Genomic DNA, 14,019 nt, shown 5'->3' on the forward strand with positions numbered 1-14,019 from the left:
TCCTGGCGTTAGCCGTAAAAAAACCGGTGCAGGCCCGAGCCTGCACCGGTTTTTTATTGCCCGCTGCGCTGTGCGCCGATCAGACAGCCTCTTCGGGCTTGAGCTCGGCCGGCGACCCGCGCCACCAGCGGCGCAGGTCCTCCAGCACCATGTAATTCACCGGCACCATCAGCAGCGTGATAAAGGTGGCGAACAGGATGCCAAAGCCCAGCGACACGGCCATGGGAATCAGGAACTGTGCCTGGGTCGACTGCTCAAACAGCAGCGGCATAAGCCCGAAGAAGGTGGTCAGGGAGGTCAGCAGCACCGGGCGAAAACGCGAGCTGCCTGCGGCCAGCACCGAACGCAACAGGGCCCGTTCGCTACCATTGGCGATGGCGCGCCGCTTGTTGATGAAGTCCACCAGCACCAGGCTGTCGTTGACCACCACGCCAATCAGGGCCATGAGCCCCATCATGCTCATGATGGTCAGGTCCATGCCCATGATCCAGTGGCCGATCACCGCGCCGATGGCGCCAAAAGGGATCACCGACATCACGATCAGCGGCTGCAGATAGGAGCGGAACGGGATCGCCAGCAGGCTGTAGATCACGAACAGCACGAAGGCCAGTCCCAGCTGCAGCGAGCCGAAGGATTCCTGCTGCTCCCGGGCTTCGCCCTCCAGGCTGTAGGACACCCCCGGGTACTGCAGCATCAGGTCATCCAGGAAGCTGCGCATATCCTGGGTCAGCACCGTCATGTTGGTGGCGACCTTGTCCAGGTCCGCCGTCACGCTGACGGTGCGAAAGCGGTCGATGCGATAGATCGCCGTGGGACTCTTGTCGGGTTTGAGCGCCGCCACATGGGACAGCGGCACCGCACTGCCGTCGTCGAGCCTGATCAGCATGCCCTGCAGGCTGGCCACCGACTGGCGCTCGGACTCCGGCAGCCGCACCATGACCCGCACATCGTCACGCCCGCGCTGCACCCGTTGCACCTCGATACCGAAAAACGCCTGGCGTACCTGGCTGATCAGCTGCGAGCGGGTCAGGCCCAGGGCTTCGCCCTGGGGCGTCAGCTCCAGCCGGATTTCCTCCTTGCCGTCCGACAGGTTGTCGACGATATCGAACAGGGTCGGGTAGGTGGCCAGGCGTGCCTTGACCTGGTCGGCCACCTCGGACAGCCGGCGCAGGTCCTGGCCGCTGAGCTGAATATCGATCGGATCACTGACGCGGCCAAATTCGGCCCTGTAGGTGAGCGATTCCGCTCCCGGTATCTGTCCCACGGCGTTGCGCCACTCGCGCACCAGCTCCGAGCTGGTGATATCAACGGAGCGCTCCTCCGGTGACAGGATTTCAAAGCGCACGGCCCCGGTGTGGGAGCTGCCGCCGGCAGACCCGGTGGTGGCCAGTATGTTCAGCACCAGGCTCTGGCCGGACACCGGGTCGCGGTACTTGTCCTTCAGCGCGCGGGCCGCATCCACCATGCGCACTATGTAGCGGTCGGTCACCTCGAACGGTGTGCCACTGGGCAGTGTCAGTGACGCCCGTGCCGTTTCGCTCTGGATGCGCGGGAAAAACACGAAGCGCGTCCAGCCACTGAGTATCATGCTGAGGATCAGAATCAGGATGCCGCCAAACAGCGCCAGGGTCATGTAGCGGTGACGCAGGCACTGCTTGAGCAGCGGCCGGTAATACTGCAGTACCGCACGCTCGAAACCATCGGCAAAGCTCTGCTGCCAGCGTTCCAGGCGAGACTGGCCCGCCGAGTGCTGACGCAGGCGGATATGCTTGAGGTGCGAGGGCAGCACAAACTTGGATTCGATCAGGGAAAATAGCAGTACCGGAATCACCACCGCCGGAATCTGCGCAAAGAACACGCCCCGGCCCCCTTCAATAAACGCCAGCGGCAAAAAGGCCGCCACCGTGGTCAACACGCCAAAGGTCACCGGTATGGCCACTTCCTCGGTACCGCGAATGGCGGCGAGCAGGCTGCTTTCAGCCCGGCGCATGTGGCTGTAAACGTTCTCTCCGGTGACAATGGCGTCATCCACCACGATGCCCAGCACCAGGATAAAGCCGAACAGGCTCATGATATTCAGGCTGATACCAAACACCGGCAGCAGCAGAAAAGCCCCCATAAAGCTGATCGGGATACCGAGGAACACCCAAAAGGCGATGGACGGTCGCAGAAACAGCGTCAGCAACAGGAGTACCAGGATGCCGCCCTGCAGGGCATTGGAAAGCAGCGTATTCAGGCGCTTTTTCACCACCTCGGAGTCGTCGTCCCAGAAGCTCAGGGTCATCCCCTCGGGCAAGGCTGACTGCTGCCGGGCGATGTAATCCTTCACCGCATCCGCCACGCCAATGGCACTCTGGTTGCCAACCCGGTAAACCTCGATCAGCGCCGCCTGCTGGCCGTTGAAGCGGGTGCGCAGCGGAATTTCTTCGAAGCCGTCATTCACTCGCGCCACATCGCCCAGCCGGATAATGCTGCCATCCGGATTGGTCTTGATCACCAGGCGCTCGAATTCGTCCTGCTGATACGCCTGCCCCTTGGAGCGCAGCAGGATATCGCCGCCATCGGTGCGCAGGTTGCCGGCCGACAGGTCGATGGAGCCGCCGTCGATAGCGGCGGAAATATCCGCCAGTGTCAGGCCATACTCGCGTAACCGGTCCTGGGTCAGTTCCACCGAAATTTCATAGTCGCGCACCGCATCCAGGTCGACCTGGGTCACCTCGGGCAGACGTGACAGGTCATCCCGCACCCGCTCGGCATACTGCTTGATTTCGCGTTCGGAAAAATCCCCCGACACCGTTACCGACATCACCCCACGCCGCCGCTGGGCCAGGCTGATCACCGGCCGGTCTGCTTCGGTTGGCAAGGTATTGATGCCGTCGACCCGGGACTTGATATCCGCCAGCAGTTCGCGCGGATCGTAATCGCTGTCGATCTCGATATCGATGGCGGCCGACCCCTCCTGGGAACGGCTGCTGATCTTCTCGATGCCCTCCAGGTCCTGCACGGCCTCCTCAATGCGCACCGTTACGCCCTGTTCCACATCCTCCGGTGTGGCGCCGCGCAACGACACCGATACGCTCACCACATCGGCCTCAAAGGAGGGAAATACCTCCAGAGGAATACGGTTGCTCAACGACATGATGCCGCCAAACAGAATGCACGCCATCAGCAGGTTGGCGGCCACGTGGTTGCGGGCAAACCAGGCAATCATGATCCACCACCCTGGCGCTGAGCGTCGCCCTTGCGTGCACCGGCCCCGGAGCCGGCATCCGCCGGGTCCTGCTGCAGCTGCACGCGGGTACCGCTGCTCACCTGGCCCAGCGCCGTGGTCACCAGCATGTCTCCTGCCTTGAGCCCCGCGCCCACCAGCGCGTCGGTATCGTTCTGCCACAGCACCTCGACCTCCTGGCGCCGCAGCAAGCCCTCATCAACCAGGTAGACATAGCTGCCCTGGTAGAGGGTGCTGTTGGGAATCACCAGGACTCCGGGTAACAGCCGGCCTTCGATCTCTGCGCTGACGTACTGATTGATCTTCAGTGGCTGGCGTCCCTCGGCCTTGAGCCCGTAAGGATCGTCAATGACCGCCACTACATGCAGCTGCTGGCTGCTGGTATCGATGGCACCTTCGGTGCGCACCACCTGTCCCTGCCAGCGCTGGCTGCCCGCCAGGGTGGAATGCAACGACACCGCCGGCAGTGCCTGCCGGGGCGCACTGTCAAAGCGGTAGGCCTCCGGCAGACGCATGAATTCCAGGTCCCGGTTTTTCAGCGGCAGGCGCACCTCGACGTAGTCAATGGCATAAATCTCCGCCAGGGTGGTACCGCTGCTGACCAGCTGCCCGACATCCACCGACTTGGACAGGACCCGCCCGGCAAAGGGCGCCACGATGCGGGTGCGATCCAGGTTCAACTGCGCCTGTGCAACAGCAGCCTGCGCCGATTTCAGGCTGGCTTTTGCAGCAGCCAGCTGGGGCTGTCGCGAGACCAGCGCCGGTGGGGCTTCGGTATTGCCCAGGCGTTTCCAGTCCTGCAGCGCCTGTTGCGCCTGCGCCTGCTCTTCCTGCAACAACTGCTCGGCCTCGGCCTGGTTCGCCTGGGCCGTCGCCAGGGCCGCGGCGTAGTCCCGCGCATCGATGCGCAACAGCAGGTCCCCCGGCTCGAAAAAGCCGCCTTCGCGGAAATTCGGTCCGATCTCCAGCACCTCGCCACTGACCTGCGGTAGCAGGGTGCTCTGCGTGCGCGGACGCACGGTACCGTAGCTTTGCAGCTGAACCTGGTAATCCCTGGGTTGCAGCACCTGGACGTCAACCCGCACGCTGGGCACCGGCGGACTGCTGTTGCGACTCGCTTCGGGCCGGTTGAACATTATCAGGGCGGCAACGGCCACGAAGGCCGCCAGCACGGCAACGGGTAAAAGTTTTCTGATCATGCGTCTTGATCGCCAGATAGGTTTGCGGACGAAAGAGAGGGCTGCACGGCAGCGGGGGATTCAGGCGCGGTCGATGCGAAGTCCCCGCCCAGGGCACGGTACAGTGCTACACGGTTGGTCAGCAGGTCGGCGCGCAGCCCGATGACCGTGGTCTGGGCATCAAGCGAGCGACGCTGGGCCTCCAGGACCGTACTGTATTCCACCAGCCCGCGGCGGTACTGGGCGAAGGCCAGCTCCTCGGCCAGCAGTGCATTGCGTTCGGCCTGCAGGTACTGCTCATATTGCTGCTGCAAGGCACTGGCACGGCTCAGGGCGGCTTCAACCTCGGCAAAGGCACTGAAGACCTGCCCCAGGTATTGCTGCTCGAGCTGCTCAACCCGTGCCTGGGCCTGGGCCTCACCGGCCTTGAGCCGACCGGCGTTAAACAGTGGCTGCGTGAGGCCACCGGCCAGCGACCAGGCCAGGCTGCCGCTGAGCAGCTCCGGCAGACGGCTGGCGCTGTCCCCCAGGGCGGCGCTGATCGTCAGTGCCGGAAAGCGCTGCTTGTGCGCAAGGGCGCGGGCGGCATCGGCGGCCAGCAACTCCATCCAGGCTGACGTCAGGTCCGGCCGGCGGCGCAGCAGGGTGCCCGGCACGCCAGCGGGCAGCGGCGCATCCAGTACCGGCAGGCCACTGAGTGCCTGCCAGCGACCATCGGGATAGCGCCCCAGCAATAGCTGCAGAGCCTGCACCGCCTCGATGCGTAACTGGCGCTGTGCCTCAACCCGGGCCTGCTCACTCTGGACATCATTGCGCGCCAGATAGACATCCAGCGCACTGCCAAGCCCCAGCCGATAACCGGACTCGATGATTTCCAGGTTCTGCTCAAGGTTGCTCAGGCGCCGGCTGAACAATGCCTGGCGCTGCTCCACCGCCTGCAACTCGAACCAGGCCGCAGCCAGGTCGCTGACCAGCCCCAGCCGCGCCGACGCCAAGTCCGCCTGGCGGGCCGCCAGGGTCAGGCTGGCCTGGCGCGCGCTATCACTCAGCTTGCCCCAGACATCCAGCTCCCAGCCCAGGTTCAGGCCGGCATCGAACTGGGACGCGGCATTGCCGCTGCCTTGCCCCGAGCGCGCAGCATCCAGCTCGAGTTGCAGCTCGGGATAAAGCGGCGCGGCGGCCACCACCAGACTCTGCTCGGCCTGGCGCACCAGCGCACGCTGCTCGGCCAGGCCATAGCTGGCGCTCAAAGCTTCCGTGACCAGGGCTTCCAGGACTGGATCGTTCAGCGCATGCAGCCAGCCGGGGGCGGGTTCAGTACTTTCTGTATCGGTGCTCTGCCATTGCTCCGGCAGCCCCTGTGGTGGTGCATCGGTGCGCAGGGCACTGCTGCTGCAGCCGGTCAGCAGCAGCGCCAGCAGACCGGGGTACAACAAGGGGAGGCTGAACTTGATCACGCGCGCCGGATCTCCTGCAAGCAAGGGGTAACAGTCTCGTTAGCATAAGGGATTCTGCACAGGGACGCAGTGCGCTTAACCTTTCTTTACGCATACGCACAAATCTCGGAGTTTCCCGTACCGGACCGGTGCAGCCCGCTTTTCAGACCACATGCGCGTCTTCAGGTTCGATTGGCTGCAGAGTCACCGAGCGCGCGACACCGGCTTCGAAACTGTCGATAAAAGCCTGCTCCAGCGAGCTTTGTTCATGGCCCAGAGGCTGCACAAAGCCGATACAGTAGGGCAACGCCGGCTCAAAGGGCCTAACCAGGCCATGCTCTGGCGACAGCAGCCGGGAACTGAACGGGTCGACCAAGGCCACACCCACCCCCTCCTGTACCAGCGCCGGCGCCAGTGCCGGGCGCTCCACGCTCAGCACCTCATCGGGGCGCACCAGGCAGTCCCGCAGCAGCCGCTCTGTGCGCTGATACCAGAGGGAGTCGGCACTGCCCACCGCAATAAAGGGTTCGCGCTCGAGGTCCTCGACACGCACGGTGCCAGTGCCCGCAAAGGCATGGCCCGCAGGCGCAATACAGACCCGCTCGGCGCGGTAGGCCGGCCCCGACCGAACCATCGCGGTATCGGCCGGCAACTCCACCAGCGCAATGTCGAACTGATGGCCGGCAACCCGGGGCAGCAATTCGTCGGTTTCATGGGCACCCAGGCTGATCGCCAGATCGTCCCGCCCCCGGCGAAAGCCCGCGATAATGCCGGGCAGCACCGTCTGGGCCAGCGCAGGAATGGCGCCAATACGCAGGCTGCCGCTTTTCATCTGGCGAATCTGGTCCGCCGACTGCGCCAGACGTTCAAGGCCGCTGAAGTGAAACTGCACCTGGCGGGAAAAAGCCCGCGCCGCCGCGGTGGCATAGACCCGGCTGTTGCGCCGCTCGAACAGACTGAAACCCAGATCCTGCTCCAGGTCCCGAATCAGGCGCGAGATGGCCGGTTGCGACACTTCAAGCCGCCGCGCCGCATCACTCATCGAGCCGGTCTGCATGATGGTCCGAAAGGCATTGAGCTGCTTTGTATTCATGTAATTAACGCTAAGCCATAAGTTAACAGAAACAATAGCGCAAAAATCTACCGGATAACTTATAGGCAGGAAAGAAATAAAGCACAGCTAAGGCAAGGGGCAAGGGGCAAGATAACGAATAACGAATAACAAAAAACAAACAACGAAAGGAGGATAACACGGAGGGATTTTAAAGCGGTAACGCCAAGGATATAACCGAAGTTCTGCACCACTTACCGAAAGTTACCCCGGTATAAGTGGTGCAGATGGGGAGACTCGAACTCCCACGCCCTTTCGAGCACTAGCACCTGAAGCTAGCGTGTCTACCAATTCCACCACATCTGCATCGGTTGTGCTTTTTATCGAGAGCACACTCTTTGTACGGTCTTGCGTAACGCCTTGTTTACTCTCGTGGTTCGCAGGCTGCACCACTCAAAGACTGACTCTGAAGTGGTGCAGATGGGGAGACTCGAACTCCCACGCCCTTTCGAGCACTAGCACCTGAAGCTAGCGTGTCTACCAATTCCACCACATCTGCGACGAAAGTGGGGCGAATTATATAGACGGTTTTTTGCCTTGTGAAGCCCTCAGGTGAAATATTTTTTATTCTTCGGCCAAACAGTCCACAAAGGACTTGGCCAGGCTCGAAAGGTAGTCAACATAGGCGTCCGGGCCCGGCGCGAAATCCCTCGCCAGCGGGTCGAGTTCGCCATGACGCACACCGGTACCCTGAGTGACGCTATTGACCACGTTGGCACGAAACTGCGGCTCACTGAATACACAGACCGCATCGTTCGCCTCAAGCTGCCGACGAATGTCGCTCAGGTGACGGGCACCGGGGGGACGGGACGGGTCGACGGTAAAGTACCCCAGCTGCTTCAGGCCATAGTGGCCGACAAAATGCCCATAGGCATCGTGGAACACAAAAAAGCCGCGATCGGCCAGGGGCGCGAGCTGCTGTTGCAACCTGTCATCCTGCGCCTGCAGTGACGCGGCAAAGCGGGCATAGTTGGCCGCAAGCCGGTCGCCATGCTCCGGCGCTATCTCCGTCAGCATATGCTGCAGACGCTGCGCACCGGCCAGCATCAGCTGCGGATCCATCCACAGATGGGCATCCTCACCATGATTGTGGGCGTGTTCGGATTCTTCGCCCTGATCACCGTGCTCGTCATGATCAGCGTGCTCGTCATGCCCCTCATGGTCGTCGTGACCGGCGGTATCATCGTGCCCGGCGGTATCATCGTGATCGTGATCGTGGTCGTGGTCGTGGTCGTGGTCGGATTCTGCAGCCGGCACCGCAGCATCCGCCGTGCCGAGCTGCAATAGGCGCGCATCGGTTTTCTGCAGCGCCTTGCCCAGAAACAGCTCCAGCTCCGGCCCCACCCAGATCACCAGGTCGGCCGCCACCAGACCACGCATGTCCGACGGTTTCAGCACATAGTTGTGCACCGACGCATCGGTCGGCACCAGCAGACCAGGTTCGCTGATGCCATCCAGCAGGGCAGCACTGAGCAGCTGCAGCGGCTTGACGCTGGCCACCACCTGCAGGGCCTGAGCAGGCGCGGATAGCAGCGGCAGAAAAAGTCCGGAATACAGTAAAATCTTACGCAACGACATGGGTTCGCGGGTCCATCAGAGGATAATTTGAGTTACACTATAACAAAACATAATCAGTGCGAAACCATGAGCAAGCAACCTTTATCGTTTCAGCCCGAACACAATCATGCGCGCTGTATCCACGATGCCCTGAAAACAGCCCGTGCCCTGTGCAGTGAACGCAAACAGCGCCTGACGCCCATCCGCGAACTGGTGCTGCAGCTGATCTGGCAGAGCCACAAGCCGCTCGGCGCCTACGAGCTGCTGCCGGCCCTGGCCGACGCAGGATTCAACTCGGCGCCGCCAACAGTCTATCGCGCACTGGATTTTCTGCAGACCCAGGGACTGGTGCACCGTATCGCCTCCCTCAACGCCTTTATCGGCTGTCCACACCCGGGCCCGTCGCACCAGGGCTGCTTTCTGATCTGCCGCGCCTGCAGCAGCACGGTCGAACTGGAATCCGCGCCGGTACAGAATGCCATTCACAGCAGTGCCGCCCACCTGGGCTTTAGCATCGAACAGGAAACCGTTGAAGTTGTCGGCCTCTGCCCCAACTGCCAGAACACTGCACAGCGAGAGCCCGAATGAGTACGCACGCACACCAGCACCTGGCCAGGCTCGAAGGCATCAACGTGCGTTTCGGGCGTAACCATGTGCTGCAGAACATCTCGATGGAGCTGCACCGCAACTGCATCACCACCCTGATCGGCCCCAACGGCGCAGGCAAGACCACCCTGGTGCGGGTGGTGCTCGGGCTCATCAAGCCCGGTGGCGGCACCGTGTGGCGCGAGCCGGATCTGCGCATTGGCTACATGCCGCAAAAGCTGCACATCGACCAGACGTTTCCGCTGACCGTGGAGCGCTTCCTGCAAACCGCCCGCAGCCGCGACAACGCCTCGCTGGAAAAGGCGCTGGCCGATGTCGGCGCGCTCAAGCTGCTGAAGCAGTCGATCCACAGCCTGTCCGGCGGCGAGACCCAGCGCGTACTGCTGGCGCGGGCACTGCTGCAGGACCCGACACTGCTGGTGCTGGACGAACCGGTACAGGGCGTGGACATCAACGGCCAGATCGAGCTGTACAAGCTGATCGCCCGCATTCGTGATCAGCGAGGCTGCGGCGTGCTGATGATTTCCCACGATCTGCACCTGGTGATGTCCTCCACCGACCATGTGGTCTGCATGAACCGCCACGTGTGCTGCTCCGGCCACCCCGAACAGGTGAGCAACGACCCGACCTTTATCGAGATGTTCGGCGTCCCGGGCGCCGAGAGTCTGGCGCTCTACAGCCACCACCACAACCATGTGCACAATGCCCACGGCGATGTCATCAAGCCGGCCAGTGTCGCGGTAAAACAGGAAGAAACCCATGGATGACTTTCTGCTCTTCGCCCTGGTCGGCGGCCTGGGCGTTGCCCTTATCGCCGGCCCCCTGGGCTCATTCGTGGTCTGGCGCCGCATGGCCTACTTCGGCGACACCCTGGCACATTCCGCACTGCTGGGCGTGGCACTGGGATTCGTTTTCCAGATCAACATGAACCTGGCGGTGGTGGTCAGCTGCGTGCTGCTGGCGCTGCTGCTGGTGTCCTTGCAACGCCAGCGCCTGGTGGCGACCGATACACTGCTTGGCATCATGGCCCACAGTACCCTGTCCCTGGGACTCGTCGCCATCGCCCTGCTGGACAACGTGCGGGTTGACCTGCTGGCCTACCTGTTCGGCGACCTGCTGGCCATTACCGTGCAGGATCTCTACTGGATTTACGGCGGCGGCGCCCTGGTTTTGCTGCTGCTGTGGCGCCTGTGGGACGGCCTGCTGGCCATCACCATCAATGAAGAACTGGCCCAGGTCGAAGGCATTCCGGTGGCACGGCTGCGCCTCACCCTGATGCTGCTGATCGCCGTGGTGATTGCCGCCGCCATGAAGATCGTCGGCATTCTGCTGATTACATCCTTGCTGATCATCCCGGCAGCAGCGGCAAGGCGCCTGTCCCGCACACCGGAACAGATGGCCTGCCTGGCCGCAGTGCTGGGCTGCCTGGCGGTCACAGCGGGCCTGGCCGCTTCCTGGCGCTGGGACACCCCGGCTGGCCCCTCGGTGGTGGTCGCGGCCCTGGCCGAATTTTTGCTGCTGTACGGCCTGCCGCTGGGCCAGCGCGCAGCCCGCACCTGATGGGACAGTACCGCCTGCGCTGGCCTGCAGGATCCGACCACCGGCGTATCTGGCAGCTGGCCTGGCCAATGATACTGAGCAATATCACCGTGCCCCTGCTGGGCCTGGTGGACACCGCCGTTATCGGCCACCTGCCCGAGAGCCATTACCTGGGCGCCGTGGCGGTGGGCAGCATGATATTCACCACCCTGTACTGGGCCTTTGGGTTTCTGCGCATGGGAACCACCGGGCTGACCGCCCAGGCGCAGGGACGCGAGGACGGCGCCCAGGTTCGGCTGTTGCTGGCCCGCTCCCTGGTGCTGGGAACGGCCCTTGGCCTGCTGCTGCTGGTGCTGCACCGACCGCTGGTGGCCATCGCACTGTCGCTGATGGACGCAGGGGACCTGGTGACCGCCGAGGCCGAGCGCTACGCCTGGATTCGTATCTTCGGCGCCCCGGCCGTGCTGTGCAATTACGCCCTGCTGGGCTGGTTTCTGGGTAACCAGAACACCCGCATTCCCCTGGTACTGTTACTGGTGACCAACGTCAGCAACATGTTGCTGGATATTCTGGCGGTCTATGGCCTTGGCATGCACGCCGATGGCGTGGCGCTGGCCACCGTCTGCTCGGAGTACCTGTCACTCGGGCTCGGCCTTTACCTCAGCAAGCGCATCCTGAGGCGAACCTCGGGCCAGCTCAACCAGCAGAGCCTGTGGAACCTGCCGGATTACATCGAGCTACTGATGGTCAATCGCTACCTCTTTGTGCGCACCCTGCTGCTATTGCTGTCGTTTGCCTTTTTCACCAGCCAGGGCGCCCGCATGGGCACCCTGACGCTGTCAGCCAATGCCGTGCTGCTGAACTTCCTGCTGCTGATATCCCACGGTCTGGATGGCTTCGCCCATGCCACCGAGGCCCTGGCCGGGCGCGCCATCGGCCAGCGCCGGCTGGATCGCTTCTACGATACGGTGCTCACGGCGCTGATCTGGTCGTTGCTGACGGCGCTGGCGTTCAGCCTGCTGTTCTGGCTGGCGGGGGAGCATATTATCCGCATCCTGACGGATATCGAGCCGGTACGGGCGCTGGCCGTCGATTTCCTGCCGTGGATTATCGTGCTGCCGCTGGTGGGGGTCTGGAGCTACCTGCTGGACGGCATCTTTATCGGTACCACCCAGGTGCGGGCGATGCAGAACACCATGATCATCTCGGTGATCGGCGTCTATCTGCCCCTCTGGTGGCTGTTGCAGGGGTTCGGCAACCAGGGACTCTGGTTTGCCTTCATGGGCTTGTTTCTGGCCCGGGCGATCACTGGCGGCTATGTTTACCGGACACTGTGCAAAAAGGAGCTCTGGTTATCCTGATGCGTAAATGGTTGCTGCTCGCAGGCTTGCTGCCGGTCCTGTCCGCCCAGGCCGAACTTCCACTGAAGCTGCTCCAGGTCCCCGGTGGCCATGAAATCACCCTGGCCGCCGAGGTGGCGGGCGCGAGGCAGCTGGCACTGGGGGAGGGCGGCACGCTCTTTGTCGGCAACCGCGAAGACGATAGCATCACGGCACTGCGCGACACTGACGGTGATGGCCGCTACGACCAGCGTTTTGCCATTGGCGCGGGATTGTCGATTCCCAATGGCGTGGCCGTGCACCAGGGGGACCTGTACGTCGCCGAGGTGAACCGCATCTGGCGCTACCCCGCCATCGAGCAGCGCCTGCCGGACATTCCGGCGCGCCAGCTCATCACCGATCAGCTGCCGCGCAACAGGCACCATGGCGCCAAGTACCTTGCCGCCGGGCCCGATGGCTGGCTGTACTTCAATGTCGGTGCGCCCTGCAATGTCTGCCTGCCGGACAACCCGTTGTTCGCCACCATCAGCCGTATCAACCCCCGTTCCGGGCGCATCGAGATCGTGGCCCAGGGCGTGCGCAACAGCGTGGGCATGGACTGGCACCCGGTCAGCGGCCAGCTCTGGTTCACCGACAACGGCCGTGACCTCCTGGGGGATGACCTGCCGGACGACGAACTGAACCGCCTGACGGAACCCGGCCAGCACTTTGGTTTCCCGTTTTTTCACAGCGATCACAAAGGCCGGCCCGTACCGGACCCGGTCTATGCCGCCACCGCCGAAACCAACGACTTTGTCGCGCCGGTGCTGGGCCTGGGGGCCCATGTGGCGGCCCTGGGCATGACCTTTTACCAGGGTGACCAGTTGCCCAAAACCAGCGTAAATACGCTGTTTGTCGCCCAGCACGGCTCCTGGAACCGCAGCCAGAAATCCGGCTACCGGGTCATGAAGCTGCAAACCGAAAACGGCAGGGTGACCAGTTACAAGCCGTTTGTGACCGGCTTTCTGCAGGGACAGAACGCCTGGGGGCGCCCGGTGGATGTACTGGTGGACCGGGACGGCAGCCTGCTGATTTCCGACGATCAGGCCGGTGCCATTTACCGGGTCAGCGCTCGGCGCTGAAGCAAAACGCAGCTATCAGGGCAGGGTAAAGCGCTCGCCCGCCGTGGCACAGTCCCCGTGGCACGGGCAGCTCAGCAGGTGATCATTCACCAGGCCCACCGCCTGCATGTAGGCATAACAGATGGTCGGGCCGACAAAGCGCATGCCCTGGCGTTTCAGCTCCCTGGACATGCGCTGTGACTCAGGCGTCTGGGCGGGAATCTGCCCCATGCTTTCACGCTGGCCCTGCAACGGCTTGCCGTCGGTGAACTGCCACAGGTAGCGGGCAAAGCTGCCGTGTTTTGCCTGCAGCTCCAGAAAAACGCGCGCATTGTCCACCGCGCTTTCAAGCTTGCCCCGGTGCCGAATCACACCGGGGTCCGCCAGCATGGCCTCGATCTCGGTGGCTCCGAACGCCGCCACCCGGCGAGGATCGAAGCCCAGGAAATGACGGCGATAACCCTCACGCTTTTCCAGCACCGTACGCCAGCTCAGGCCCGCCTGGGCGCCTTCCAGCAGCAAAAACTCGAACAGGATCCGGTCATCCGTCTGCGGCCGGCCCCATTCGGTGTCGTGATAGTCAATTTCCAGCGCGCTGTGCAGCGCCCAGGCACAGCGTGGCGCCGTGCCGGTTGCACTCACTTGTCGTCGCCCTTGGCCGGATTGGGTACGAAACGGATCGGCCGCTCACCGGCATCGAGTACGGGCTTGGCCTGGTTAACCCTTGTTTCGAGCTCCTGCGGTTCCGGCGTGCCGTCCAGGCGCTGGGTGTCTTCGAAATCACAGCGCACGCATTCGCGATACTCGCGCGCCTCGTCCCGGTACATGCGCACGCAGTCCATCTCGCCACAACGCGGGCAAACCGCGCCAGCGATAAAACGTTTTATAACAGTCATGGTTTTCAGCCCGCTTGGTGACACTTA

12 protein-coding genes and 2 tRNA genes are annotated in these 14,019 nt (G+C 63.0%); 5 read left to right on the forward strand and 9 right to left on the reverse strand.

Annotation, left to right across the window (positions count from 1 at the left end):
- Positions 1-79: 79 nt before the first annotated feature.
- From KDW95_RS15875 to znuA, 7 genes are all read right to left on the reverse strand, one after another.
- Positions 80-3,211, reverse strand: a complete 3,132-nt coding sequence (locus KDW95_RS15875; RefSeq protein ID WP_255852795.1) for an efflux RND transporter permease subunit — start codon at positions 3,209-3,211, stop codon at positions 80-82.
- A complete protein-coding gene (locus tag KDW95_RS15880) occupies positions 3,208-4,428 on the reverse strand; it encodes an efflux RND transporter periplasmic adaptor subunit (RefSeq protein WP_255852796.1) in 1,221 nt (406 codons plus the stop codon). Before KDW95_RS15880 ends, KDW95_RS15875 begins: the two co-directional genes overlap by 4 nt.
- Positions 4,425-5,864, reverse strand: a complete 1,440-nt coding sequence (locus KDW95_RS15885; RefSeq protein WP_255852797.1) for an efflux transporter outer membrane subunit — start codon at positions 5,862-5,864, stop codon at positions 4,425-4,427. Before KDW95_RS15885 ends, KDW95_RS15880 begins: the two co-directional genes overlap by 4 nt.
- Positions 5,865-6,006: 142 nt before the next feature.
- The gene (locus tag KDW95_RS15890) at positions 6,007-6,936 is read right to left on the reverse strand and encodes a LysR family transcriptional regulator (protein ID WP_255852798.1); all 930 of its coding nucleotides are present in this window, start codon (positions 6,934-6,936) and stop codon (positions 6,007-6,009) included.
- A 237-nt stretch (positions 6,937-7,173) separates the two neighbouring features.
- Positions 7,174-7,260: transfer RNA gene (locus KDW95_RS15895), tRNA-Leu, on the reverse strand.
- 106 nt (positions 7,261-7,366) lie between these two features.
- Positions 7,367-7,453, reverse strand: a tRNA-Leu gene (locus tag KDW95_RS15900).
- Positions 7,454-7,518: 65 nt separating this feature from the next.
- Positions 7,519-8,532, reverse strand: coding sequence for a zinc ABC transporter substrate-binding protein ZnuA (gene znuA, locus KDW95_RS15905; protein WP_255852799.1), 1,014 nt, complete (start codon positions 8,530-8,532; stop codon positions 7,519-7,521).
- A gap of 66 nt (positions 8,533-8,598) precedes the next feature.
- Between znuA and KDW95_RS15910 the strand changes: the two genes are divergently transcribed.
- Genes KDW95_RS15910 through KDW95_RS15930 form a run of 5 tightly spaced genes read left to right on the forward strand, consistent with a single transcriptional unit; the run spans position 8,599 to position 13,117 of the window.
- Positions 8,599-9,099 (forward strand): Fur family transcriptional regulator, encoded by a 501-nt coding sequence (locus KDW95_RS15910; protein WP_255852800.1) that lies wholly within the window; start codon positions 8,599-8,601, stop codon positions 9,097-9,099.
- On the forward strand, positions 9,096-9,884 hold the full coding sequence (gene znuC / locus KDW95_RS15915; protein WP_255852801.1) for a zinc ABC transporter ATP-binding protein ZnuC: 789 nt from the start codon (positions 9,096-9,098) through the stop codon (positions 9,882-9,884). Before KDW95_RS15910 ends, znuC begins: the two co-directional genes overlap by 4 nt.
- Positions 9,877-10,677: a zinc ABC transporter permease subunit ZnuB gene (znuB, locus tag KDW95_RS15920; protein ID WP_255852802.1), complete on the forward strand. Its 801-nt coding sequence runs from the start codon at positions 9,877-9,879 to the stop codon at positions 10,675-10,677. Before znuC ends, znuB begins: the two co-directional genes overlap by 8 nt.
- Positions 10,677-12,017, forward strand: coding sequence for an MATE family efflux transporter (locus tag KDW95_RS15925; RefSeq protein WP_255852803.1), 1,341 nt, complete (start codon positions 10,677-10,679; stop codon positions 12,015-12,017). Before znuB ends, KDW95_RS15925 begins: the two co-directional genes overlap by 1 nt.
- Positions 12,017-13,117: a PQQ-dependent sugar dehydrogenase gene (locus KDW95_RS15930; protein ID WP_255852804.1), complete on the forward strand. Its 1,101-nt coding sequence runs from the start codon at positions 12,017-12,019 to the stop codon at positions 13,115-13,117. Before KDW95_RS15925 ends, KDW95_RS15930 begins: the two co-directional genes overlap by 1 nt.
- Positions 13,118-13,132: 15 nt before the next feature.
- On the opposite strand, the gene KDW95_RS15935 is transcribed toward KDW95_RS15930, so the two are convergent.
- Together KDW95_RS15935 and KDW95_RS15940 are read right to left on the reverse strand one after the other, a co-directional pair.
- Positions 13,133-13,738 (reverse strand): DNA-3-methyladenine glycosylase I, encoded by a 606-nt coding sequence (locus KDW95_RS15935; RefSeq protein ID WP_255852805.1) that lies wholly within the window; start codon positions 13,736-13,738, stop codon positions 13,133-13,135.
- Complete coding sequence (locus KDW95_RS15940) at positions 13,735-13,992, reverse strand: YheV family putative zinc ribbon protein (protein WP_255852806.1); 258 nt, start codon at positions 13,990-13,992, stop codon at positions 13,735-13,737. The genes KDW95_RS15935 and KDW95_RS15940 overlap by 4 nt, the downstream gene beginning before the upstream one ends.
- Between the last annotated feature and the right edge of the window lie 27 nt (positions 13,993-14,019).

The organism is Marinobacterium rhizophilum (assembly GCF_024397915.1).
GTDB lineage: Bacteria > Pseudomonadota > Gammaproteobacteria > Pseudomonadales > Balneatricaceae > Marinobacterium_A > Marinobacterium_A rhizophilum_A.

What these genes read in the sequence shown, in the direction of transcription:
- KDW95_RS15880 (WP_255852796.1), bottom strand. Translation starts at nt 4,428, where the DNA reads ATGATCAGAAAACTTTTACCCGTTGCCGTGCTGGCGGCCTTCGTGGCC.
- KDW95_RS15910 (WP_255852800.1), top strand. Translation starts at nt 8,599, where the DNA reads ATGAGCAAGCAACCTTTATCGTTTCAGCCCGAACACAATCATGCGCGC.
- KDW95_RS15925 (WP_255852803.1), top strand. Translation starts at nt 10,677, where the DNA reads ATGGGACAGTACCGCCTGCGCTGGCCTGCAGGATCCGACCACCGGCGT.
- znuA (WP_255852799.1), bottom strand. Translation starts at nt 8,532, where the DNA reads ATGTCGTTGCGTAAGATTTTACTGTATTCCGGACTTTTTCTGCCGCTG.
- KDW95_RS15890 (WP_255852798.1), bottom strand. Translation starts at nt 6,936, where the DNA reads ATGAATACAAAGCAGCTCAATGCCTTTCGGACCATCATGCAGACCGGC.
- znuC (WP_255852801.1), top strand. Translation starts at nt 9,096, where the DNA reads ATGAGTACGCACGCACACCAGCACCTGGCCAGGCTCGAAGGCATCAAC.
- znuB (WP_255852802.1), top strand. Translation starts at nt 9,877, where the DNA reads ATGGATGACTTTCTGCTCTTCGCCCTGGTCGGCGGCCTGGGCGTTGCC.
- KDW95_RS15930 (WP_255852804.1), top strand. Translation starts at nt 12,017, where the DNA reads ATGCGTAAATGGTTGCTGCTCGCAGGCTTGCTGCCGGTCCTGTCCGCC.
- KDW95_RS15875 (WP_255852795.1), bottom strand. Translation starts at nt 3,211, where the DNA reads ATGATTGCCTGGTTTGCCCGCAACCACGTGGCCGCCAACCTGCTGATG.
- KDW95_RS15940 (WP_255852806.1), bottom strand. Translation starts at nt 13,992, where the DNA reads ATGACTGTTATAAAACGTTTTATCGCTGGCGCGGTTTGCCCGCGTTGT.